This is a genomic window from Streptomyces sp. PsTaAH-137, from assembly GCF_003259365.1.
Classification (GTDB): Bacteria; Actinomycetota; Actinomycetes; order Streptomycetales; family Streptomycetaceae; genus Streptomyces.
The window spans coordinates 331,268-350,783 of the sequence record NZ_QLLY01000009.1; the positions used below are offsets into that span (position 1 = coordinate 331,268).

At 70.1% G+C, this 19,516-nt stretch carries 26 protein-coding genes and 1 pseudogene; 8 read left to right on the plus strand and 19 right to left on the minus strand.

All coding sequences use genetic code 11. The annotated features are described in order from the left end of the window. Window positions 1-99: 99 nt before the first annotated feature. Both K377_RS22050 and K377_RS22055 read right to left on the minus strand, forming a co-directional pair. On the minus strand, window positions 100-387 hold the full coding sequence (locus tag K377_RS22050; protein WP_111665173.1) for a hypothetical protein: 288 nt from the start codon (window positions 385-387) through the stop codon (window positions 100-102). 134 nt (window positions 388-521) lie between these two features. Next, window positions 522-770 (minus strand): annotated as a pseudogene (locus K377_RS22055) (thiamine pyrophosphate-dependent enzyme); the annotation flags it as partial. 96 nt (window positions 771-866) lie between these two features. Here K377_RS22055 and K377_RS22060 point away from each other — a divergent pair. Further along, the gene (locus K377_RS22060) at window positions 867-1,625 is read left to right on the plus strand and encodes a triacylglycerol lipase (RefSeq protein ID WP_111665174.1); all 759 of its coding nucleotides are present in this window, start codon (window positions 867-869) and stop codon (window positions 1,623-1,625) included. A 70-nt stretch (window positions 1,626-1,695) separates the two neighbouring features. Here the strand turns inward: K377_RS22060 and K377_RS22065 are convergent, their stop codons facing one another. Both K377_RS22065 and K377_RS41370 read right to left on the minus strand, forming a co-directional pair. Beyond that, the gene (locus tag K377_RS22065) at window positions 1,696-2,394 is read right to left on the minus strand and encodes a L,D-transpeptidase family protein (RefSeq protein WP_111665175.1); all 699 of its coding nucleotides are present in this window, start codon (window positions 2,392-2,394) and stop codon (window positions 1,696-1,698) included. Window positions 2,395-2,619: 225 nt separating this feature from the next. Next, the gene (locus K377_RS41370; protein WP_146614750.1) at window positions 2,620-2,862 is read right to left on the minus strand and encodes a hypothetical protein; all 243 of its coding nucleotides are present in this window, start codon (window positions 2,860-2,862) and stop codon (window positions 2,620-2,622) included. 253 nt (window positions 2,863-3,115) lie between these two features. Here K377_RS41370 and K377_RS22070 point away from each other — a divergent pair, with 253 nt between their 5' ends. Next, the gene (locus K377_RS22070; RefSeq protein ID WP_111665176.1) at window positions 3,116-3,862 is read left to right on the plus strand and encodes a phosphotransferase family protein; all 747 of its coding nucleotides are present in this window, start codon (window positions 3,116-3,118) and stop codon (window positions 3,860-3,862) included. A gap of 81 nt (window positions 3,863-3,943) precedes the next feature. Here K377_RS22070 and K377_RS22075 read toward each other — a convergent pair whose 3' ends face one another. From K377_RS22075 to K377_RS22085, 3 genes are all read right to left on the minus strand, one after another. Further along, entirely contained in the window at window positions 3,944-4,615 is a 672-nt protein-coding gene (locus tag K377_RS22075) for an alpha/beta hydrolase (RefSeq protein ID WP_111665177.1), read from the minus strand. 50 nt (window positions 4,616-4,665) lie between these two features. Beyond that, entirely contained in the window at window positions 4,666-5,100 is a 435-nt protein-coding gene (locus K377_RS22080; protein WP_111665178.1) for a DoxX family protein, read from the minus strand. Between the two features lie 94 nt (window positions 5,101-5,194). Next, the gene (locus K377_RS22085; protein ID WP_111665179.1) at window positions 5,195-5,770 is read right to left on the minus strand and encodes an NADPH-dependent F420 reductase; all 576 of its coding nucleotides are present in this window, start codon (window positions 5,768-5,770) and stop codon (window positions 5,195-5,197) included. Window positions 5,771-5,857: 87 nt separating this feature from the next. On the opposite strand from K377_RS22085, the gene K377_RS22090 reads away from it, so the two are divergent. Beyond that, window positions 5,858-6,346 (plus strand): MarR family winged helix-turn-helix transcriptional regulator, encoded by a 489-nt coding sequence (locus K377_RS22090; RefSeq protein ID WP_111665180.1) that lies wholly within the window; start codon window positions 5,858-5,860, stop codon window positions 6,344-6,346. A gap of 188 nt (window positions 6,347-6,534) precedes the next feature. Next, complete coding sequence (locus K377_RS22095) at window positions 6,535-7,206, plus strand: bifunctional 2-polyprenyl-6-hydroxyphenol methylase/3-demethylubiquinol 3-O-methyltransferase UbiG (RefSeq protein ID WP_111665181.1); 672 nt, start codon at window positions 6,535-6,537, stop codon at window positions 7,204-7,206. A 53-nt stretch (window positions 7,207-7,259) separates the two neighbouring features. On the opposite strand, the gene K377_RS22100 is transcribed toward K377_RS22095, so the two are convergent. From K377_RS22100 to K377_RS22145, 10 genes are all read right to left on the minus strand, one after another. Continuing rightward, window positions 7,260-8,585 carry a DUF2254 domain-containing protein gene (locus tag K377_RS22100; protein WP_111665182.1) on the minus strand — a complete coding sequence of 442 codons (1,326 nt, stop codon included), beginning with the start codon at window positions 8,583-8,585 and terminating at the stop codon, window positions 7,260-7,262. A 165-nt stretch (window positions 8,586-8,750) separates the two neighbouring features. After that, window positions 8,751-9,176: a hypothetical protein gene (locus K377_RS22105; RefSeq protein ID WP_111665183.1), complete on the minus strand. Its 426-nt coding sequence runs from the start codon at window positions 9,174-9,176 to the stop codon at window positions 8,751-8,753. Continuing rightward, a complete protein-coding gene (locus tag K377_RS22110) occupies window positions 9,173-9,922 on the minus strand; it encodes a class I SAM-dependent methyltransferase (protein ID WP_111665184.1) in 750 nt (249 codons plus the stop codon). Before K377_RS22110 ends, K377_RS22105 begins: the two co-directional genes overlap by 4 nt. Then, window positions 9,919-10,701: a DUF2071 domain-containing protein gene (locus K377_RS22115; RefSeq protein WP_202454715.1), complete on the minus strand. Its 783-nt coding sequence runs from the start codon at window positions 10,699-10,701 to the stop codon at window positions 9,919-9,921. The genes K377_RS22110 and K377_RS22115 overlap by 4 nt, the downstream gene beginning before the upstream one ends. Continuing rightward, a complete protein-coding gene (locus tag K377_RS22120; RefSeq protein ID WP_111665225.1) occupies window positions 10,689-11,630 on the minus strand; it encodes a DUF3419 domain-containing protein in 942 nt (313 codons plus the stop codon). Before K377_RS22120 ends, K377_RS22115 begins: the two co-directional genes overlap by 13 nt. Beyond that, window positions 11,627-12,115 carry a DoxX-like family protein gene (locus K377_RS22125; RefSeq protein ID WP_202454716.1) on the minus strand — a complete coding sequence of 163 codons (489 nt, stop codon included), beginning with the start codon at window positions 12,113-12,115 and terminating at the stop codon, window positions 11,627-11,629. The genes K377_RS22120 and K377_RS22125 overlap by 4 nt, the downstream gene beginning before the upstream one ends. Window positions 12,116-12,150: 35 nt before the next feature. Further along, window positions 12,151-12,762: a hypothetical protein gene (locus tag K377_RS22130; RefSeq protein ID WP_111665227.1), complete on the minus strand. Its 612-nt coding sequence runs from the start codon at window positions 12,760-12,762 to the stop codon at window positions 12,151-12,153. Window positions 12,763-12,860: 98 nt separating this feature from the next. Then, complete coding sequence (locus K377_RS22135; protein ID WP_111665185.1) at window positions 12,861-13,319, minus strand: hypothetical protein; 459 nt, start codon at window positions 13,317-13,319, stop codon at window positions 12,861-12,863. 28 nt (window positions 13,320-13,347) lie between these two features. Continuing rightward, the gene (locus K377_RS22140) at window positions 13,348-14,898 is read right to left on the minus strand and encodes an aspartate:alanine exchanger family transporter (RefSeq protein ID WP_258395097.1); all 1,551 of its coding nucleotides are present in this window, start codon (window positions 14,896-14,898) and stop codon (window positions 13,348-13,350) included. Between the two features lie 171 nt (window positions 14,899-15,069). Next, window positions 15,070-15,756 carry a TetR/AcrR family transcriptional regulator gene (locus tag K377_RS22145; protein ID WP_111665187.1) on the minus strand — a complete coding sequence of 229 codons (687 nt, stop codon included), beginning with the start codon at window positions 15,754-15,756 and terminating at the stop codon, window positions 15,070-15,072. 87 nt (window positions 15,757-15,843) lie between these two features. Here K377_RS22145 and K377_RS22150 point away from each other — a divergent pair, with 87 nt between their 5' ends. The 3 genes from K377_RS22150 (at window position 15,844) to K377_RS22160 (ending at window position 17,611) form a co-directional block, all read left to right on the plus strand. After that, the gene (locus tag K377_RS22150) at window positions 15,844-16,815 is read left to right on the plus strand and encodes an aldo/keto reductase (protein ID WP_111665188.1); all 972 of its coding nucleotides are present in this window, start codon (window positions 15,844-15,846) and stop codon (window positions 16,813-16,815) included. Between the two features lie 118 nt (window positions 16,816-16,933). Continuing rightward, window positions 16,934-17,248: a DUF2316 family protein gene (locus K377_RS41720; protein ID WP_161195002.1), complete on the plus strand. Its 315-nt coding sequence runs from the start codon at window positions 16,934-16,936 to the stop codon at window positions 17,246-17,248. A 150-nt stretch (window positions 17,249-17,398) separates the two neighbouring features. Continuing rightward, window positions 17,399-17,611, plus strand: coding sequence for a hypothetical protein (locus K377_RS22160; RefSeq protein ID WP_111665190.1), 213 nt, complete (start codon window positions 17,399-17,401; stop codon window positions 17,609-17,611). A gap of 588 nt (window positions 17,612-18,199) precedes the next feature. On the opposite strand, the gene K377_RS22170 is transcribed toward K377_RS22160, so the two are convergent. Beyond that, window positions 18,200-18,568, minus strand: coding sequence for a hypothetical protein (locus K377_RS22170; protein WP_111665192.1), 369 nt, complete (start codon window positions 18,566-18,568; stop codon window positions 18,200-18,202). 138 nt (window positions 18,569-18,706) lie between these two features. Between K377_RS22170 and K377_RS42355 the strand changes: the two genes are divergently transcribed. Beyond that, on the plus strand, window positions 18,707-19,078 hold the full coding sequence (locus K377_RS42355) for a hypothetical protein (RefSeq protein ID WP_111665193.1): 372 nt from the start codon (window positions 18,707-18,709) through the stop codon (window positions 19,076-19,078). 34 nt (window positions 19,079-19,112) lie between these two features. On the opposite strand, the gene K377_RS22180 is transcribed toward K377_RS42355, so the two are convergent. Next, complete coding sequence (locus K377_RS22180) at window positions 19,113-19,475, minus strand: hypothetical protein (protein WP_111665194.1); 363 nt, start codon at window positions 19,473-19,475, stop codon at window positions 19,113-19,115. Window positions 19,476-19,516 lie beyond the last annotated feature (41 nt).

Genomic DNA, 19,516 nt, shown 5'->3' on the forward strand with positions numbered 1-19,516 from the left:
CAATGCCGTACTCAACTGACCGTCTCACTCTGCTTATTCGAGCGAGGAGCGGCAAGAGCAGGCAGGTTCTGACTGATATTGCTCATTCGGGTGAGCCTGTCACTGCACGGCGCCGTCCGGGATGCACACGTATCCCGGGCCCCACCCGTTGCGTTCCACGTGGCTGGGCTCCGTGGTGTGAAGGCAGAAGAGCCAGGCCTCACGGTACGAGGGGTCCGTCAGGATCAGCTTCTGCTCGGCCTGATCGGCGCGGAGGAAACTGTCATAGGCCTCGTTCGACATGAGGACCGTACCGGACCCCGGCTCGGGGTCGGCGGCCGAGGCCGGGCCGGCCCAGGCCACGGACGCGAACAAGGCCAGGAGGACGGTGGCGGTGCGGATACGCATCTGAAGGGGCTCCCTCTTTCGACGACGGAACATCGCCTGCTCAACTCCGCAGCCCCGGCTTGGTCACGCCGCCGACGAACGCGGCAGGGCCGACGGTGTCGGGCCTGCCGCATGTCCTCCCCGGTCTCGTCCTCTCAGCTCCCCGTGCTGCGCAGGTTCTCCCGTACCTTGGCGATCGCGAAGCCCCAGCCCTGCTGGACGGTGGGCTCGGCGGGGACGGCGATCTCGTCGGGGTTGGCGAGCACGTCGAGCAGGACGGGCCCCGGTTCGGCGAAGGCCCGCGAGACGGCGTCGGCGAGGTCCTCGGCCCGTTCGACGCGGATGCCCTTGATGCCCAGAGCCCTGGCTACGGCGGCGAAGTCCGGGTTGTCCAGGACGGTGCCGGTGCGCGCACTGGCGATTTAGCCGATGGCGCCCGGGCCCGTCCCCACCACCCTGGGTCGGGCCAGGTACCCGCACACCCCCGTCAGGAGGGCTCCATGGGCTCCACGCGTCAACGTCCCCCGCGCAGACTGCTCGGCGTGCTCGCGGCCACCGCCGTCGCGTTCACTCTCTTCTCCTCGGCCACGACCACGGCGGGCGCCGCCGACACCGCGGCCACCGCCACGCATACCGCCACCACGCGATCCGCCGCCGCGCAGCCGCTGTCCACCAGCACGCCGGTCGTCTTCGTGCACGGCTACACCGGCAACGCCTCCAACTGGGTCACGGCCATGAGCGTCTTCCGCGCCAGCGGCTGGTCCAGCTCCAACCTCTTCGAGTACGAGTACAACTCGTACGGCAACAACATCACCAACGCCCAGGGCCTCGCCTCCTACGTCAACACCGTGAAGGCGCGGACCGGGGCGAGCAAGGTCGCCATCGTCAACCACTCGATGGGCGGGCTGGTCAGCCAGTACTACCTGAAGGTGTTGGGCGGGAACACCAGCGTCAGCCACCTCGCCTCGATCGCGGGCGCCAACCACGGCACCACCTACGCGAGCGCCTGCCTGATCTACACGACCTGTCAGCAGATGTATCCGGGCTCCTCGTTCATCTCCCAGATCTCCTCCGGTGACGAGACGCCCGGCTCCACCAAGTACGCCACCTGGTACTCGGCGTGCGACGGCATCATCATCCCGTACACGAGCACCCGCCTGGACGGCGCGACCAACAACAACGTGGCCTGCCAGACCCACATCGGCTATCTGACGGACACGGTCGTGCTCGGCCAGATCGCCCGCTTCGTCGCTTCCTGACCCTCGCTCCGGCCGAGGGCGCGGCGGAGCGAGATCGCCCCGCCGCGCCCTCACGCGGATTCCCGGAGGATCAGGTCCCCGGCTTGCGCCCGTAGACGAAGACGTCGTCGCCCGTCTTCAGGAGAGACCAGTACTTCTTCGCGGTCGTCTTCGTCATGTTGACGCAGCCGTGCGAACCCGGCGGGTTCCACATGCTGACGCCCACCGAGTGGAACGCCTCCCCGCCGTCGAAGAACTGGCTGTACGGCATCGGCACGTTGTAGATCGTCGACACATGGTCGATGTGCCGCCAGTAGATCTTCTTCAGCCCGGTGCGCGTCTCGTATCCGTTACGGCCCGTGCGGACCGGGACCGGCCCGTAGACGAGGTTCTTTCCGTCCTGGATCCAGCTGAGCTGAAGCGTGAGGTTGACGCAGGCGATCCGCCCCTTGTTGACCGGGCACTTTCCCGCTTTGTTCGGGGTGTTGCCGACCGCTTTCTGCTTGTTCATCAGGTCCATCACGCCCCAGGTGACGGGACCGGCGTAACCGATGTTCGGGGTGATGCCGTGTTTCGTCTGGAAGGCCTTGATGGCCTTGCAGTCGGTGGCGGACTGCTTGCCGTCGACCGGACGGCCGAGAAACTTCTCGACCTGCTTCTGATGCGGCCCCGTCTGCGTCGTACAGCTTCCGGCCGCCTGCGCCGGTGCCGTGCCGACCGCGAGCGCGAACGGCGCGACAAGTCCGGCGACCGCGGCCGCCCCGACGACCCGTCTGCGATGGTCCCCCATGACCGATCCTCTCCCTGGATTCCGAGACCCGCCTCGAATCCCGGCCGAGGCACGCCCGAGCGCCGACACCTGAGGGTGCGGAGACTCTGCCCGGCTAGACGAGTCCTCGGGGTCAGGGGTTGTACGGGGTTGGCGGCTGGTACGAAACGATGACAACCGCGGTTGGTCATGGTCGGCACCCTGAGACCCGGGGAGGGAGATCCGGCGATTCGGTCCTCGCCGGTGTCAGATGTGGTGCTGCAGCCAGACCACCAGCAGACTCACCGCTGCGGAACCGGCGCTGTAGGCGGCGCCCCGCATCATTTCGTCGATGACCGACCGGCCGTTCTTCAGTCTCCATACGCGCAGGCGGCACGCTACGCGGGCCAGTCGTCCCGGGCTGGACGCTCGGGTGTTGCTAAGCTGTTGCAAAACGGCATCTCCGTTGGGTTCGAGTTCCGAATGGGGAAGGCCGCGCAGGGAGTTCACATCGGCAGGTTCCTAGGCCTGACGCCGGGAGAACTCCCTTTTGCGTTGGCGAGATCCTACGAGGCTTTACATCCGAAATTGATCTCGTTTCTCTGCGCCACGCGCACAAATCTTTACGCATTCATTTAGTGACGCTCTGTCATCAACTGTTGTCCGGTTCTTATGCCGCAGTTCGGCGGGGCGGGGTCAGCTGCCTTGTCGCAGGCGAAAAACCCGGCGACTTCGGAGATCGTCACCGGGATACTGGTCGGCCATGGATGAGGTCGAAGTCGTCGTCGCCCATGCGGAGCGTGCGACTCTGCGGGTCGGCGACGTGTTCTTGAAGGTGGACGCCGATCAGGCGCGCATCGACGTCGAGGTCGAGGCGATGGCCCTGGCGCCGGTCCCGACCCCGGAGGTCCTGTGGCGCAAGCCGCCGGTGCTCGCGATCACCGCCGTGCCGGGGACGACGCTCGGGCGCCTCGGTGGGCCGGCGACCGGGTCGCCGTCGGCATGGGCCGCGGCGGGCGCCGCCATCCGGAAGCTGCACGACGCGCCGCTGCCCCCTCGGCCGGGCCGGGCCGGCCGGAGTATTGACGCGCTGGCGGCGGAACTCGACGAGGAGTGCGCGCTGCTCGTGGCGAACGGCGTTCTGCCCGCCGACCTGGTCACCCGCAGTCGCCAGGTCGCGGAGGCCGCGTTCCGGCCGTGGACCGCGGCGTTCACGCACGGCGACCTGCAGATCGCGCACGTCTTCGTCGACGGCGACGAGGTCACGGGCATCATCGACTGGTCCGAGGCGGGCCAGGGCGATGCCCTGTACGACCTCGCCACCTTCACGCTCGGCCACGAGGAGCACCTCGACGACGTCATCGCGGGCTACGGCACCGACGTCGACCTCGACGTGATCCACGCGTGGTGGTCGTTGCGAAGCCTGTTGGCGGTTCGCTGGCTGGCCGAGCACGGCTTCGACCCCTTCGCGCCGGGGTGTGAGGTCGACGTGCTGAAATCCCGGATGTGAGACGGGGCGAACCCCGAAGGTGCGATACCTCCGGAGATCGCCCGCGAGCTCATCCAGGGAAGAGGTGTGCGGTCCCGGCGGTCAGCCGGTACCGCCGTCGTCGGTCCCGCGCCACGACCTGGTCAGGAACGCCCCGACGTCGGCGATCTCCTGCGCGGAGATGCCGTGGCCCATGTGCCGGTACGTGCGTTCCGTCAGGTCGGCGCCGGACGCCTCGCGCAGCCAGGTGCCGGTGCGGGCCACGAGATCGGCGGGGATCACCCGGTCATCGGTGTCGCGCCCCCAGAAGAGCGGGAGCCCCGTCAGCCGCCCCGGGGCCTCGGGCAGCTCGGCGTCCCACGGCAGGGTTCCGGACAGGAGGACCGCGGCGGCGAACTGTTGCGGCCGGGAGAGGATCAGGCCGCCGGCCATGGCCATACCGCCGGAGAATCCGAGCACGCTCACGCTCGTGTGCTGGGAGCGCACCGACTCCAGCCAGTCGAACAGCCACTGGGCGGTTCGGCCGATCGATTCCGGTACGGGCCGGCCGATGCCGCGATTCGCGAACCAGGCGTAACCGGCACCCTCCGCGATCGGGGCCCGTACGGAGGCGACAGTGACGCCTGCGGGCAGGTGGTCCGCCAGGTCGGCGAAGGACCGTTCGTCGGCGCCGCGGCCGTGCAGCGCGATCAGCAGGGGGGTTCCCTCGCGCTGCTCAGGCGGAGCGGACCAGGCGACGACAGGGCTGGTGGGGAAGTGCACGGGATCTCTCATCTTCGGCGGGTTCTACGTCGTGGCGCTCGCCGGGCGAGCGAGGGAGGGGTTCAGCGACCGGCTGGGGCAACGGCCTTGCGCCTGGTCAGCACGTGGTCGATGCTGTAGCGCCCGGTGCCGGAGGCGATGAGGAGCACGACGGATACTCCGAGCAGCAGGACGAGTTCGTATCCGCCCTGGTCCACGAAGAGTCCGGCACCCGCGTGCACGAAGGTGAACGCTCCCGCCATGTCCAGCAGGAGCAGCACCCCCGCCACAGGTACGGCAAAACCGAGGAAGAGGGCGGCGCCGGCGCCCAGTTCGACGAGGGCTGCGTACCAGGCCGAGGCATGTGCCGCAGGGACGCCGGATTGGTCGAAGAAGGCGGCGGTGCCGTCGATACCGTTCGTGAACAGCTTCTGCCAGCCGTGGGCGAAGAAGACCGCTCCGGTGGCCAGGCGGGCCAGGAGGAGCACGATCTGGCGAACGGATGAGGGAAGAGACATGTCGTGGATTGCTTCCTGCCGGGGGAGAGGCCGACGGCCCGAACCGGTGATGTGAGTGGTGAGAGTGGTCAGGGTGCTGAGGACCCTCGCGTGCTCATCGGGAGAGGCTGAAGCCGCCGGTCCAGGAGATCTTCTCCGCGGCGGCGAGGGTGATCTGAAGGAAGCCGATGGCCTCCAGCTCACGGGCCCGCTTGAGGCTGCCGGCGTCGATCGCCTTCAGCCCGCCGCTGGTCACGATGTCGGTCACGACGGACTTCGCGTCGTCGTTGTCACCGGCGATGACCACCGTCGTGGATTCCGCGCCGACCGAGCCCGAGGTGAGGGTCGAGGCGAAAGTGGTGTTGAACGCCTTCACGACGTGCGCGTTCGGGAGAGCGGCGGCGATCTGGGCGGTGGCGGAGGAGTCCGCGGGGACGTCCAGGCCGTCGAAGGTCTCGAAGTCGACGGGGTTGGTGATGTCGATGACGGTCTTCCCGTCGAACTGTCCCGCCCGCTCATTGAGCACCTGCCGCACGGCCGGGTAGGGGACCGCGAGGACGACGACGTCTCCGGAGAGTGCCTTGCCGGCGTCGTCGCGGGTGAAGAGTTCGGCGCTGCCGCCGCCCTTGCGGACGAGGGCCGAGATCGCCTGGGCCATGGTGCCTGCACCGATGACAGATACGTGCGTCATGATCGCAATCCTTTCGGAAGGTTGTCGCTACAACTGAGACCGTACGTCGGAAAGGTTGTAGCGTCAACCATTGGTTAGGATGGGCCCATGAGCACTCGTTGGCTGGACCGGCAGGAGATGACCGCGTGGGTGCGCCTGGTGGCGGTGATGGAACTGCTGCCGGGCGCTCTCGACACGCAGCTGCGCCGTGACGCGGACCTGACCCACTTCGACTACTACGTGCTCGTCGTGCTCTCGGAAGCGCCCGACACCACACTGCGCATGACCGCGCTGGCGGACCGCACCAACGCCACGCTTCCCCGTCTCTCCCACGTGGTGCGGCGGCTGGAGGAGCGGGGTCTGGTGGCCCGTTTCCCCTGCCCGGAGAACAAGCGGGCGACCAACGCGCGCCTCACCGAGGCCGGCCAGGAGAAGCTTGCCGCCGCCGCGCCCGGTCACGTCGAGACCGTGAGAAACAACGTCATCGACGCCCTGACGCCTGAACAACTGGACCAGCTCGCCGATATCGCGGGCGCCGTTCTCGAACGCCTGGACCCCAACAGCACCATGACCAAGGCGCTCGATCAGACGACGTGACCCGGGCCGGTCGGCGGACCGGAGCGGCACGCCGCGGCCACCGTCACGACCCCTCCGCACTTGCCGGTTCGGCAACTTTGTGTGCGCGTTCGTCTGGACCCGAGCAGGATCGACAGTGCGCCTCGCGCGGGGAAGGCCCGGGCGGCGACGCGGCACTGTAGGGCAGCACGAACAACGGGAGGCATCCGGTGTCCGGACACCACGAGCACGGCGAGCACGCGCAGCACGACGAGCAGGCGGCCGCCGCGATGTTCGAACCGGCCGGCTGGGACGAGCGGTACGCGGGCCAGGAGCGCTTCTGGAGCGGCGAGCCCAACCCGCAGCTCGTCGCCGCCGCGGGCGGGCTCACCCCCGGCACCGCGCTGGACGTCGGATGCGGCGAGGGCGGCGACGTCGTCTGGCTGGCCGGACAGGGCTGGCGCGTCACCGGCGCCGACTTCTCGGCCGAGGGACTCGCGCGCGCCGCCCGGCACACCGAGCAGGCCGGCCTGGCGGAGCGCGTCGACTGGTGGCAGGTCGACGCCCGTGCCTTCGACGCGGGGGAGCGGGCGTACGACCTGGTCACCAGCCACTATCTGCACGTCCCCGACGGCGGCATGGTCGAGGTGACCCGTCGCCTCGCCGGGGCCGTGGCGCCCGGCGGGCTGCTGCTGGTCGTCGGCCACGCCCCGTCGCACGAGTTCACGCAGCTGTCCGAGAGCCACCGCAAGGCGATGTTCCTGGCGGCGGAGCTGCTGCCCGGTCTGCCGGACGACTTCGAGCCCGTCGTCGTGGAGCAGCGCACCCGCACGCTCAACAGGGACAGTGGTCCGGTGGAGGCCGAGGACTCGGTCCTGCTGGCGCGGCGCGCGCAGCGCTGACCAACACACCAGGCCGCCGACAGCGGTGATGCCGCCGCCCGGATGCCCGGCCCTCAGCCGATGCCCTGCCGGTCGGGCCGGAGCGCGAAGGTCCGGTCGGCGGCATCCGGTACCGACCGCTCCACGCTCCGGATGAGCAGTTCCCGGTGCCGCAGCAACGGCTCTCGCCGTTCCTCGGGCACGAGCGACAGAAGATCGTCGAACCCGGCGAGCAGCCGCCGCGTGACTTGCGGGGTACCCGCCGCGCACCCCCGGATCTCGGTGAACGCCAGGTCGACCAGTTCGTCCCAGCTCGGCACCGGCTGCACCAGCCGGACGGCGCCCCGGCGATCCGTGTACCGCAGCGTGTCCAGCGGGCCCCGTCCCGCGGCGGCGAGGAACTGCACGATCCGGTCGATGGCCTGCACCGCGGTCGTCGGGTCGTTCACGGCTGCGGACAGGGCCCGCAGCGCGACATCGGCCAGCACGCGCAGACCGAACCCGAGGTCCTGGTGAAAGGCGCGCTCCACGCCCACGAACACGCAGGACCGCAGCTGCCGTCGTGACGGCGCCGCCGCGCCGTGCACCGAGAACATCACCGTGCCGGGCACCACGAAATCCCCGGTCCGCGGGATCATCCGGAGCACCGCGCCGCGGCGGCGGGCGATCCGCACGAGCCGCGCGATGTTCACGTCCCGCAGCACTCCTGCCCGGCCCTCGTACGCCACCTGGCCGCTCTCCGGCCCGAGATCGCGGGCGGCACCGTCCCCGTACGGCATCCGGGCCATGACGCGGAACGCCTCCCAGGCGACCCGGTCGACGACGTGGCCGACCCGCATCATCCGCAGGGTCGAATTCACGTACATGACGAACAGCAGCAGACTCAACGCGACCAGCCCCAGGGTGAGAAACGCCTGGAGGAAGGGCACCGTGGTAACGCGCCTCGGGTCCTGCTCGCCGTCGTACGAGGTCAGGACCAGCAGCGAAAGCAGGAACGTGGCGAGAAAGACGGCGAACGTGAGCTTGGTGATCCGGCTCCGCACGAACAGGCGCACCACCCGAGGGGTGAGCTGACCGCCCGCCATCTGCACGGCCACCAGCGAGATGCTGAACACGACACCGATGAACGTCATCATCGCGGAACTGATGGTGGTGACGACGGTCTTCACGTCATCGGCGATCCCCATCAGATCCTTGACCGCGTCGAACTCCCCGCCGTCCTGGAGCGCGGCGACGATCGCCTCGTCGGCCCAGGAAGTCACCCACCACACCAGACACACCAAGATCATCGCCGCGGTGGGGGTGAACCAGAACGTGTCGCGGAGATGCTCCCGGAGCGGGGACAACGCCCGAGGGCGCCGCACCTTTCTGCGGCTTACGGTCATCATCCAGTCACTCATGGTGAGACTTTAGGTCCCCGGGCGTCCGTCGAAGCCCGGACCCGCTGGCCGGTCACGGTCTACGAAAGCGGCCTTCCGGTCAGCGCGACCGGCCGGTCACCGGGCGGCACCCCAGGAGTACGGTCGCCGGGCCGACGAGCACGGCGGTCCACCTGGAGCGCACGGTCATCCCAGGGCCCGCGCCGTCGCCACCACGAACACACCTGTCACCCACGTCCACAGCACCGCCAGCGCCGCATGGCCCGCGGTGCGCAGGCGATCGCCGCGCCAGAGGCGCGGGGAGAAGTACACGAACTCCATGATCCAGCGCAGGCCCCAGAACAGGGTCTGGGCACAGAGCAGGAATGTCGGGAGGGGAGCGCCGGTGAGCAGGTCCGGGGCGAAGGCGAGCGGGAGGACGCCGAGCAGAGTGCAGGTCAGGCCGATGAAGAACAGGTGCGCGTAGGAGACCTGACGGGTCAGCAGGCTGCTGGCGCGAAGGTCGCCGGGCCAGTCGAGCACGAGGGGCAGTACGGCGTGCACCAGCCCCATGACGATCAGGGCGAGGCCGACGAGGCGCAACTGGCCCGGGAGGGTGAGCAGCTGGGTCACGGCCGGTCCTTCGTGAAGGCGAACGCCGTGATCAGGTGGGCGACGCGGCGTTCGGCCCGGTGCCGCAGTCCGGCGTGGGCGGCGAGCCGCAGCCATTCCGCGCGGGGCAGGAAGTGCCAGGCGCCGGGACCGAAGGCGGCTGTGTTGGGTATGTCCCTGAGGTGTTCGGCGAGGAGGAGCGTGCCGCCCGGCCGCAGGAGGCGGGTGCATTCCGCGAAGAGGTGTTCCCGGTCCCGGGCGCGACGCAGTTCGTGTGCGGCGAAGACCAGCAGGACGGCGTCGGCGTCGGCGGAGGGGGCCGGAAGCGCGTCGTGGCGGCCGGGCACGGCATGGGCGGGTGGCGGGACGCGGCGCCGGGCGCGGCGGATGGAGCCCTCGTCGGTCAGGGCCGGGTCGTACAGGTCGATGGCGGTGCGCCGCGCGGTGGGCCAGCGTGCGGCGAGCGGAGCGCTCACCTCGTCGAGGCCGGTGCTCACGACGACGTAGGCGGACGGGACGGTGGGCAGAAGCGCCGCCAGCCAGTCGTAGTCGTACAGCTCGGAGCGGTCGTAGACGTACCAGCTCGCCGCGGTGGCGGTGCCGAGGAGCGCGAGGGCCGCGGCGGATCCGGTCCGGGCGAGGCTGCGCAGGGGGCGGGGCAGACGGCGGGCGACGGCGGCCGCGGCTGCGGCCACGGTGAGCCCGGCCGCGTACTGCGGCCAGTTGTAGGCGACGACGTCGCGGACGCCGGAGTGTCGCGCGGTCATCTCGCACCGCCGTTCTCGCCGCGGCGCACGCCGCGTTCCCAGCCGTAGTCGACATGGGCGACGTGGAACGCGTTGGCCAGGACGGGCCGGGTGCGGGCGAGCGGACCGTGGTCGAAGAAGGTCAGCCGGTCGACGTCCACGCGGACGGGCCGCGGGTCCCACTGGGTGCGGAACGCCTTCACGACGATCACGGAGCGGGTCTGCGGTTCCCACTCGAAGGTGTAGGGGAGCGGTCCGGCGAAGCGGCGGGCGGCGTGTTCGTCCGCGAACGGGCTCTGCGGCGGCAGGGGCGCCGGGCCGCCGCGCAGGTCGGCGCGGACCGTGAGATCGGCGTGCCCGTCGGCGCTGTCGACCCGGAACTCCAGGGTGCCGTCCGTGACGTCTGAAGCGATGCGCGCGAGCCGGTAGTTGTACCGGGTGAACAGGTTGCCGCCGAACCGCATGAGACGGGTGTCGGTGTCGCTGCGCAGGATGCGCAGTCCGCGCATGGTCCGCCCGCCGGGGGTCGGGAAGCGGGTGAAGACGCGGTAGCCGGTCAGCAGGAAGTCGCGGCCGAACCGGGCGGGCAGAGCGGCCGGCCGCAGGGCCCGCGTGTCGACGAGCGCGGCGGCGACGAAGCCGTACAGCGGCTCGTGCGGTCCCGCGCGGTAGGTGTCGAGTTCCAGGGCGGGCGGCACGAGCGGACGCAGCATCTCGGCGGGCAGGGCGTACGTCAGGACGAGCGAGTGCGCGAAGTGCGTCCGCATCGCCATGGGGTGACGCTGTATCAGGTGGCGCACGGTTCGATCCTCCGGTCCTCGGTTCCGGCCGGGTCCGCGCCCAGGCGGACGACGCGGACGACACCCCACAACGCGGAACGGTCCCGGGCCGCCCAGCCCGCGCCGGCCGGCCCGGGTTCGCGAAAGCTGCGCAGGACGACGACGCCGCCGGGGCGCACGGCGTGCCGCACGGCGGTGCGCAGGCGGCGGGCGAAGGCGGGGCCCGGCCCGTCGAGCACGTTGGAGAGCGTCACGCCGTCGAAGCTGCCGCGGGGCGCCCGCTCCATGACATCCACGACATCGCCCTCGACGAGGCGGACATCCGGCGCCAACAGCGGTCCGGAGTCCGGGAGTTCGGCACCGGCCAGCAGTCGCCACAGCCAGGGATTCCGGGCGTTGGGGTGGCCGGTGACGGTCCGCTCCAGACGCCGCCGGAGCACGGCGTCGAAACGGGGCGGGACCACCGCGGCGAACGACGGACGCACCGTCACCGCGAGCGCCCCGCTCGGCCGCAGCGCGAGCCGCATCAGGCGACGCAGCCCAGGGGTGTCCAGATCCGCGCGCCAGCGCCGTACCTGTTCCGCCGGATCGTCGAGGGTCAGGAAAGCGTGCAGGGCGGGCTCGCGCCAGGCCGGAAGCAGGTCCCCGGCCGCGCCGCGCCCCCACCGCATCAGCCGCTCGGCGGAGCCCTCCACGGTCTCGCCTCCGCCGAGTCGGGTTCGCGCGTAGGCGAGTTGTACGGGATTGAGGTCCACGGCCGTCACATCGTGGCCGGCGCGGTGCAGTGCGGCGGCGGTGTCGCCCGCGGAGGCGATGCACAGCACCCGCGCGCCGGACGCGGGCAGGACGCCGAGCTCGATGCCGTGGTCCTCGTACATCCGCCCGAACAGCAGACGGGGCCCGCCGGTTCCGCCGGTGATCCGGCCCCGTGCCCAGGGAGTGCCGCTCACCGGCCCACCGCCCGGGCGGAGTTCCACGTCACCGTCCAGATGAGGGCGACGAACGCCAGGTTCTGCGTGAGGAGCCGCCCTGGCTCCTCGATCTGCCCGGGGCTGAAGAGCAGCCCTCCGGCGTTGAACCCCACGATGAGAACCGTCTGGACCACAGCGGCGCCGCGCGCCCACCGCCCGGTGAGCACCCAGACCCCGATCGCCACCTCGGCGAGCCCGATGGCCACCAGCGCCGCTGTCAGCGCCCAGCCGGGAAGGAAGGGGACATCGGCGACGATGGCCCGCTGGTCCGCCCGCCCCGGCCAGATCTTGCACCAGAAGCCCTCGTAGAACCACACAAGGGCGATGGCGGAGCGCGCCACCGCACCGTGCCACGTCTTCACCGCAGGCCCGGCGCGCCGGACGGCGTACGGGTCGGCTTCGGCCAGAAGGTTCATGCGCATCGCACCGATCTCGTAGGTCCGTTGCTCCGGCGACTCGCTCAACTCGCAGAATTGAACGTGTTCAAGAAGAGCGTACTCTACGGATTCGACAGTGAGATCGGGGCCGTGGCGGAGTTGGGGAGGTTCACCTCCAGCACGACCGCGGTGCCGGCCACGGTCCGGTCCTCGTGCATGGTGATGTGCTGGCCGGTCTCGACACGCGTCCAGTCAGCGGGAGTGAGCGGAACGAGGCGCACGATGCCCCGGCCGCCGGGCTCCAGCAGGGGCACGTCCTCGACCCAGAGCGCTGCGATGCTCACCGCGGGACCCCCGCTCGGCGACAGGTTCCCGATGTCCCACATGGGACGCAGGACACCGTGAGCGGAGATGGGCGTCCTGCGTCGTGCCTCGGTGGCGGGACGGAGGGTCAGGTCCGCTCGGATCATGCCGTTGCGGATCTCGGAACACCGCCAGTGGCACCAAGCCGCACTCCGAGGGAAGTGAAGTTGCTCAGCGGCCTCGGCAAGCTGCTCCCAGAACACCAAGGGCTGCGGCGGCCCGTCACCGAGCTCCTCCAGCAGGGTCAGCGCGATCTGCCATTCGTCGTGGGCGAGATGGTCCCAGATGTCTCGCACTGAGATCTGGTTCTCGGTAGCGGCGTCTTCCGGGACGAGGAGGGAAGCCGATTCGAGCAGCTCAGTGACGTCCATGCGGTCATTGTCGAGCACGTTGTCAGGCTGGGGCGCTCCGTGCCGGCGGATCCGTCTTGAGGCGATCAACGACCCTCATCGCAGACGGGAATGGCGTTCTAGCGTGCGGCAGCCTGGTGCCACATGTGGACGGTCGGGTGGGTGGCGGGTTGTGGGGTGGTGTCGGTGACTTGGCCGTGGATGTCGCGAGCGTCGTGGAAGGTGAAGGTGGCGAACACGTAGGCGTGCCCGTTCGGGAGTTCGGTACTGCCGCTCGGCAGGGCGACATCGAGGGTGCCGTGCAGGGCGCCCTTGTGGGGTGCGCTCACCCGTACCCGGTAGATGGCCCAGTCGAGTTCGTTGATTCGGCGGGGCGCCTCGCTGCTGAGGACGGTGGCGGTGAAGACGTCGTCGGCGATGCTGGTGACCTCGCGGGCATCGTCAGGGTCGTACGTGGTCAGCGCCTCCGGAGACGTAGAGGGGGCGGTCCACTGCTGGTATCCGCACCAGCCCACGCCGGTGAGGGTGGTGGCCAGGGCGAGGGCGCCGCCGAGGACGGCGATTCTGGTGCGGGTCATTCGCTCATCGTCGAGCACAGGTCCCGGGTCAGAGGCCGACGATGAGCTGGATGCAGACGATCTTCACGAGGATGGCGAGGGCGAACAGGGTGGAGTATCCGGCGTTGATGCGGCTGTCGGTGGCCCGGCCGTTGGCGTAGGCGAGGATCGCTGGATTGCCGACGTAACCGGCCAGCAGCCCCATGGTGCGCTCCCGGCTCTGGCCGAGGAGGCGGGCGATGAGGATCATCAGGGAGTAGCTGACGACGGCGCCGATGGCGAGGACCGCGAGGAGTTTCAGCCCGAAGAGGGAGAAGGCGTTCTGCCGGAAGGAGTATCCGGAGGTGAGGCCGACGACCGCGAGGAAGAGCAACAGGCCGATCTGCCGCAGGGTGAGATTGGCGCGGGTGGGCAGCGTCCATACGAGGGGCCCGGTGCGGCGGCGCCAGCCGAGGATCATGCCCATCACGAGCGGTCCGGCGCCGGTGCCGAGGGCCAGTGTGGTGCTGCCGAGGGTCAGCGAGGGGATACCGATGAGGAAGCCGAGGGCGAGGCCGAGGCCGAGGCTGACGGCGTTGACCTCGCTGACCTTGGTCTCGGTGTCGCCGAGGTAGGTGCTGACGGCGGCGGAGTGCTCGCGGGGCATGACCACCCGGAGCCGGTCGTCGAGTTGGAGGACGAGATCGTCCTGGGCCAGCATGTCGAAGTCGCCGCGCCGGACCCGGCTGACGAGGGCGCCGTAGCGCTCCTCCAGGCCCAGTTCGGCGACGGTGTGGCCGGCGAGGGCAGGATCCGTGAGCAGGATGCGGCGGTAGTCGACCGTGTGACGGTCCTCAAGGAGATCGTGGGCGGCGGGAACGCCGAGATACGCGGCGGCGGCTTCAACATCGTCCTTGCCGCCGACCAGGACGACCTGGTCGCCCGGCGCCAGCCCATCGAGGGTGTGGGCGACGACGGTCTCGCCGCCCGTGGGACGGAATTCGGTCGCCATGATGCGTCCGCCGTTGACTCCCGGTACCTCGGCCCAGCGGGCGGAGCCGGTCACCTGCACCGTTCGGTAGACCAGTTTCGACGGGAGCCCGGAGTCGGGATCGCGACGGGCCTTCCATGTGCGACGGGCGGCGATCGCCGCGACGAAGACGATGGTGATGACCACGGCCAAGGGGTAGCCGATGGCATAGCCGACCGCCGGCTGGGCAGGGTCGTCGGAGGCGGCCTGGGCCGCGGCGAGACCGGGAGTCGTGGTTCCGATGCCGGCGTAACCGCCGGCGAGGAAGGGACCGCTGATCCCGAAGCCCTGATGGCCGACGAGTCCGACGACAACCGCGGTGAGGGCGAGGGCCACGATCGCGCCCGCCATCACCGCGAGCTGGCCGCGCAGTTCGCGGAAGAACGCCGGGCCCGACTCGAGGCCGACCGTGTAGACGTACAGGGCGAGTCCGAGGGCGGAGATGCCCGCAGGGACGGCCGGGCCGATGTCCGGATCGAGCGCACCGACGAAGAGCCCCACGAACAGCACCCCCGCCGCGCCCAGCTTCACCGGCCCGAACCGGACCATTCCGAGCAGCGCCCCCACCGTGATCACGGCGAAGACGGTCACCCACGGATTGTCCGCGAAGAACTGCCACACGGCCGCGCCCTTCCCCTGCTGCGAAGCACAAGTGCCTGACCGGCTCATGATCTTCCAGACCGGGAAGGGCCGCCATTCGGCGCCGTCCGGGCCGGACGGAGGAGGAGCGCCCGTCGAGGGTGAGGGCCGGCCGCTGTGCCCCTAACCCGTCCGGGGGCGCAACGCGTCGACGATCAGGTCGAGCGCGCGCCCGGTCTGCTCGGGTGAGCTGCCCGACGCCGCGGCCAGCGAGACGCCGAGGAGCAGGGTCGTCACGTCGTCGGGGTCGACGTCGGCGCGCAGGGAACCGCTGCCGGCCCCGGCCGCGAGGAGCTCGCCGACCGCCGCGGTGATCCGCTCGCGGGTCGGACGGGTCGGAACGGACGTCGGGACAGGACCCGAGCGCAGCATGTCGATCATGCCGTGCTTGGTTGCCGCGAACGCGGTGTAGCGGTCCAGCCACGCCCGCAGCGCAGGGACCGGGGACAGGTCGCCGAGCAGCTCGGGCGCGGCGGCGGCAAGGGCGTCGAGCTCGGCCGCGTAGACCGCTTCGACGAGCGCCTCCCGGGTCGGGAAGTGCCGGTAGAGCGTGCCGATACCGACCCCCGCGGCGCGCGCTACGGCGTCCAGAGTGACGGGGCCCTCGGAGGCGGCGCCGAACAGGGACCGGGCCGCCGCTAGCAGCTTCTCGCGGTTGCGCCGCGCGTCGGAGCGACCCGCCCGCGTCGTGCCGGCGGGGCGGCCTGTACGGGCGTCGGAGGAGTCCTGCCCGGGTGAGGCGTCGCCGGACGCGTCATCCCCGGCGTCATCCCCGGAAGAGGGGTGCGGGGGCGGCTCGAGTGCGCTCAAAGCGGAGGCTCCTCCGTTTCATGCTACGGTTGATTTAACGGAGGCTCCTCCGTTTCACCTCGATCATCTCACGAGGACAGGACTCCCATGGCTTCTCCCACTCCTTCCCCCTCCGAGTCCACGATCGGCTCCACGGAGGGTGCCGCGACCACGGCCTTCGGCGCCCCGCGCGCCGGAGGTGCCGGACAGTTCGCCGGGCGCACCGTTTCCCGAGTCGGTTTCGGCGCCATGCAACTGCCGAGGCTCGCCGAGGACCGCAAGTCGGCTCTCGGCGTGCTGCGCCGCGCGGTCGAACTCGGCGTCGACCACATCGACACCGCCCAGTTCTACGGCAACGGCTTCTCCAACGACGTGATCCGCGAGGCGATCCGCCCCGAGGACGATGTGCTCGTCGTCAGCAAGGTCGGCGCCACTCCCGACGACGGTCCCATCCACCTCCGCCTCGCCCAGCGCCCCGAGGAACTGCGGGCCAGTGTCGAGGACAACCTCACCAGCCTCGGCGTCGAACAGATCCCCGTGGTCAACCTGCGCCGCGCCGACCATGGTCCCGGCCTGCGCGCGGAGGGCGACCAGGACGTCGACCTCGACGACCAGCTCGCCGTCATGACCGCCCTGCGCGACGAAGGCAAGATCGGCGCGATCGGCCTCAGCAGCACCACGCTCGACGTCCTGCGCCGCTCGCTGCCGGCGGGCATCGTCTGCGTACAGAACGCCTACAGCATCGTCTCCCGCGAGGACGAGGACATGGTGGAGCTGTGCCGCGCCGAGGGCATCGCCTGGGTGCCGTACTTCCCGCTCGGCAGTGCCTTCCCGGGTCTTCCGAAGGCGACCGACGAGCCCGCCGTCCTCGCCGCCGCCGAACGACTGGACGCCTCGCCCGCGCAGATCGCCCTCGCCTGGCTGCTCCACCACACCCCCAACACCCTGCTCATCCCCGGCACCGCCGACCCCGACCACCTCGCGGCGAATGTCGCCGCGGGCACGATCCGGCTCGACGAGGCGACCCTGGCCGCACTCGACGCGATCCCGTCCCGCACGGGAGACATCGAGATCCGCTGACCTTCCGTTCCGGACACCTTGTCCCTCGGAGCCGTCGCCGCGCCTGCCCCTCTCGGCGACGGCTCCGCCCGGACCGACACCACCCAACCACCCAGCCACCTCGCGACGAGAGCACCGCATGTCCCTGAACGCCGAAGAACGCCGCCGCACGGCCGAAGAACTCAGGCACAACCTCACCCTGACCGCTCTCACCGACCAGCAGGTCGCGGCCGACCTGGAGTGGACGCCGGCCCGGCTCACCACCACCCTCGACATCGAGAACGCCGACCCCGTGGACGTGTGGCAACTGCGCGACTATCTCGCGCAGGCCGTCCGCGACACGGGACACGAACCCGTCCCGTTCACCGTCCTGACCGACCGTTCCCGGACGATGGCCCGCGCCTGGTTCGCACTGCGCACGGCACCGCGCCACGACTTCACGCCGGCGAACTGAGAAACGACGCCGGGCGGCGCCCGGCGCTGCTGCGTGCGCTCTTCCGAACCCGTGCCGGACCTTCTACCGTGACGGAGACCAGCGGGAGAACCCGACGCAGCGCCCGTGCCGTGGTGGCGGCGCCCGACAAGGACCGGACGACTTCAGCAGATGAGCGCCCCTCAGAAAGACGCCGTCACGCAGGCAGAGGCCGCCGCCTCCTTCCTCGCCGCGCAGCAGATCACCGAGCGGGCGTGCGAGAAATGCGGAACGAGCATCGCGGGCGTCAACGGCCGCTACGCCTGTGGTGGCTGCGGGTGGACCAATCACTGGTCGGAAGGCCTGTCGCAACTGCCTGAGGCCGGCGACGACGCCGCGCGCTGAACGGGCGGCGGTACTTGAACGGTCGTAGCCGCTCATGGGCGCTTCGTGTTCGGACCGTGGTTCGAGGACTTGCCCGGTCGGCTGGTTTCACGCAACTCCGCGGTGAGAAGCGGAATGTCGGGTACTGGGCCCGCATGGCACCGAAGACCGAAGTTCTCACGTCCCTGCGGGCCCTACGACAACTCCGCCGAACCCGCGGCTTCTATATGGCGGGTGTCCTGCTGTGGACCGCCGCGGCGGTCTGGACCGGCTGGGCCAGTCCCGGGAGCCGACAGATGTGGGTTTCGCTTCTGCTCGCGGCCGTCTTCGCCGGCCTGCTGGGAACCGCCTCCCTCTGGCTGCACCGTCTACGGATCAACCAACCGCACAGGCCGGTGCACCATTCCGCGACGCGAGGCACCAGCGCCGCAACCGGATGAGTTCGTGCGGCAGGCGCCCGGACCCGTGGTGACGACGGTTCGACGGCACCTTGGTGGGATCCGTACAGCCGTCCCGGAGAAGGCCCGCGAGAGGCCGAGCGCTGCGTGCACGCCTCGCAACCCGGGAACCTCGGTTGCCGGGCGACCTGGACCCGTCACATGGACGCGCTCACTGCGCCCGCGTCAACGCGTCGCGGGCGGCGAGGAACCCCGCGATCCTGAACGCCAGGTCGTGAGAGCCGAACGTGTCGGCACGCGCGCGCCGCAGCACCACCCGAGTGGCGACCACCATCGCGTGCTCGGGACTGCTCAGCTGCTCCTCGATGCCCGCGGCGGCAGCCGCGAAGAAGCGTGGCAAATCCGAGCTGGGCTCGTAGTCCACGGGCGCTTCCAACGCCACTTCGAAGGTGAAGCCCTCGGCCGCGGGCTCGAAATCCACCTCTATCGCCGCGAAGTGCGGCGCGCAGTTCTGCTTCTGATGCAGCACCCGCACACCACGGATCGGAAACGGAGGAAAGCGGGGCAGCGCCGACGTCATGCCGCAACGCTACTTGCTGTCCACGGGGACGATCCCTGCTCTGCCAGGCTCACGAAGACGGCCGCGCTGCTCCTCGTACCGACGGGCCCTTGCCGAGAAATAGAGGCGGGCCGAGGGTTCAGCGCGCAGAATGACCTCATGTCAAAGCTGCCGGTACGGTCGGTTCAACGTCCCTGCTCGGGTTCGGTGCTGTCCTTGTGGTCGCAGGACTCAGTGCTGTCGATCGGCTCAGTGGGCTCGGTGCTCTCTGTCGGCTCCGTCGGATCGGCGCTGTCCATCGCCTCGATCGGAAGCGCCCTGTCCGCCGGCTCGATCGGCTCGGCCCTGTCGTTGATCTCGACGGGGTCGTGGCTGAGCACGGGGTCCTTGCTCTCCGCGCAGTCGCGTTGGTCGGTGCTGTCCTGGCGCTCTTCCCGCGGCTTCCTGGCCATGGGAGCGGTAGGGGCGGCGGCGGGAGGTGTCCTGGCGCTGCAGATGCTGAAGCCGGGCCATCGTCCGGCATCGAAGTGAGACGACGGGCTGTCGGCCGGTGGTGTCGCAGAGCTCACTCGGCGTCAGCACAGTGGGCCATCGCGTCGCGCAGCGTCGGAAATACCTTGAACAGCCTGAGCGTGCCCGTCACCTCCAAGCGTCGGCGCGTTGCTGAACTCAGCGGCCCTGCAAGGCAGGGCAGGTCCATGCCTCTTCGTGCCGGCAGCAGGAGCGCATTGAGAATCTCCGCGCTGAGCTCCACTTCGGACAGGTCGACCACGACCGGCTTCCCCGAGCGGTGACCCATCTCAACAGCCTCCATCAAGCGCTCAAGACTCCGCTCGCGCTGCGCGTCCTCTGCCAGGGAAACGACGAACTGGCGCTCAAATTGAGCAAGGGGATTCGCTTGCTCAGGGACTGGGCGGCTGGTCTGCACGCTCTGCCACCTCGATCCCGGCGGATATGACGCTGTACACA

Bases quoted from the DNA above. Each gene is read 5' to 3' on its own strand.
- K377_RS22050 (WP_111665173.1), bottom strand. From the start codon at position 387: ATGCGTATCCGCACCGCCACCGTCCTCCTGGCCTTGTTCGCGTCCGTG.
- K377_RS22060 (WP_111665174.1), top strand. From the start codon at position 867: ATGGGCTCCACGCGTCAACGTCCCCCGCGCAGACTGCTCGGCGTGCTC.
- K377_RS22065 (WP_111665175.1), bottom strand. From the start codon at position 2,394: ATGGGGGACCATCGCAGACGGGTCGTCGGGGCGGCCGCGGTCGCCGGA.
- K377_RS22070 (WP_111665176.1), top strand. From the start codon at position 3,116: ATGGATGAGGTCGAAGTCGTCGTCGCCCATGCGGAGCGTGCGACTCTG.
- K377_RS22075 (WP_111665177.1), bottom strand. From the start codon at position 4,615: ATGAGAGATCCCGTGCACTTCCCCACCAGCCCTGTCGTCGCCTGGTCC.
- K377_RS22080 (WP_111665178.1), bottom strand. From the start codon at position 5,100: ATGTCTCTTCCCTCATCCGTTCGCCAGATCGTGCTCCTCCTGGCCCGC.
- K377_RS22085 (WP_111665179.1), bottom strand. From the start codon at position 5,770: ATGACGCACGTATCTGTCATCGGTGCAGGCACCATGGCCCAGGCGATC.
- K377_RS22090 (WP_111665180.1), top strand. From the start codon at position 5,858: ATGAGCACTCGTTGGCTGGACCGGCAGGAGATGACCGCGTGGGTGCGC.
- K377_RS22100 (WP_111665182.1), bottom strand. From the start codon at position 8,585: ATGAGTGACTGGATGATGACCGTAAGCCGCAGAAAGGTGCGGCGCCCT.
- K377_RS22110 (WP_111665184.1), bottom strand. From the start codon at position 9,922: ATGACCGCGCGACACTCCGGCGTCCGCGACGTCGTCGCCTACAACTGG.
- K377_RS22130 (WP_111665227.1), bottom strand. From the start codon at position 12,762: ATGGACGTCACTGAGCTGCTCGAATCGGCTTCCCTCCTCGTCCCGGAA.
- K377_RS22135 (WP_111665185.1), bottom strand. From the start codon at position 13,319: ATGACCCGCACCAGAATCGCCGTCCTCGGCGGCGCCCTCGCCCTGGCC.
- K377_RS22150 (WP_111665188.1), top strand. From the start codon at position 15,844: ATGGCTTCTCCCACTCCTTCCCCCTCCGAGTCCACGATCGGCTCCACG.
- K377_RS41720 (WP_161195002.1), top strand. From the start codon at position 16,934: ATGTCCCTGAACGCCGAAGAACGCCGCCGCACGGCCGAAGAACTCAGG.
- K377_RS22160 (WP_111665190.1), top strand. From the start codon at position 17,399: ATGAGCGCCCCTCAGAAAGACGCCGTCACGCAGGCAGAGGCCGCCGCC.
- K377_RS22170 (WP_111665192.1), bottom strand. From the start codon at position 18,568: ATGACGTCGGCGCTGCCCCGCTTTCCTCCGTTTCCGATCCGTGGTGTG.
- K377_RS42355 (WP_111665193.1), top strand. From the start codon at position 18,707: ATGTCAAAGCTGCCGGTACGGTCGGTTCAACGTCCCTGCTCGGGTTCG.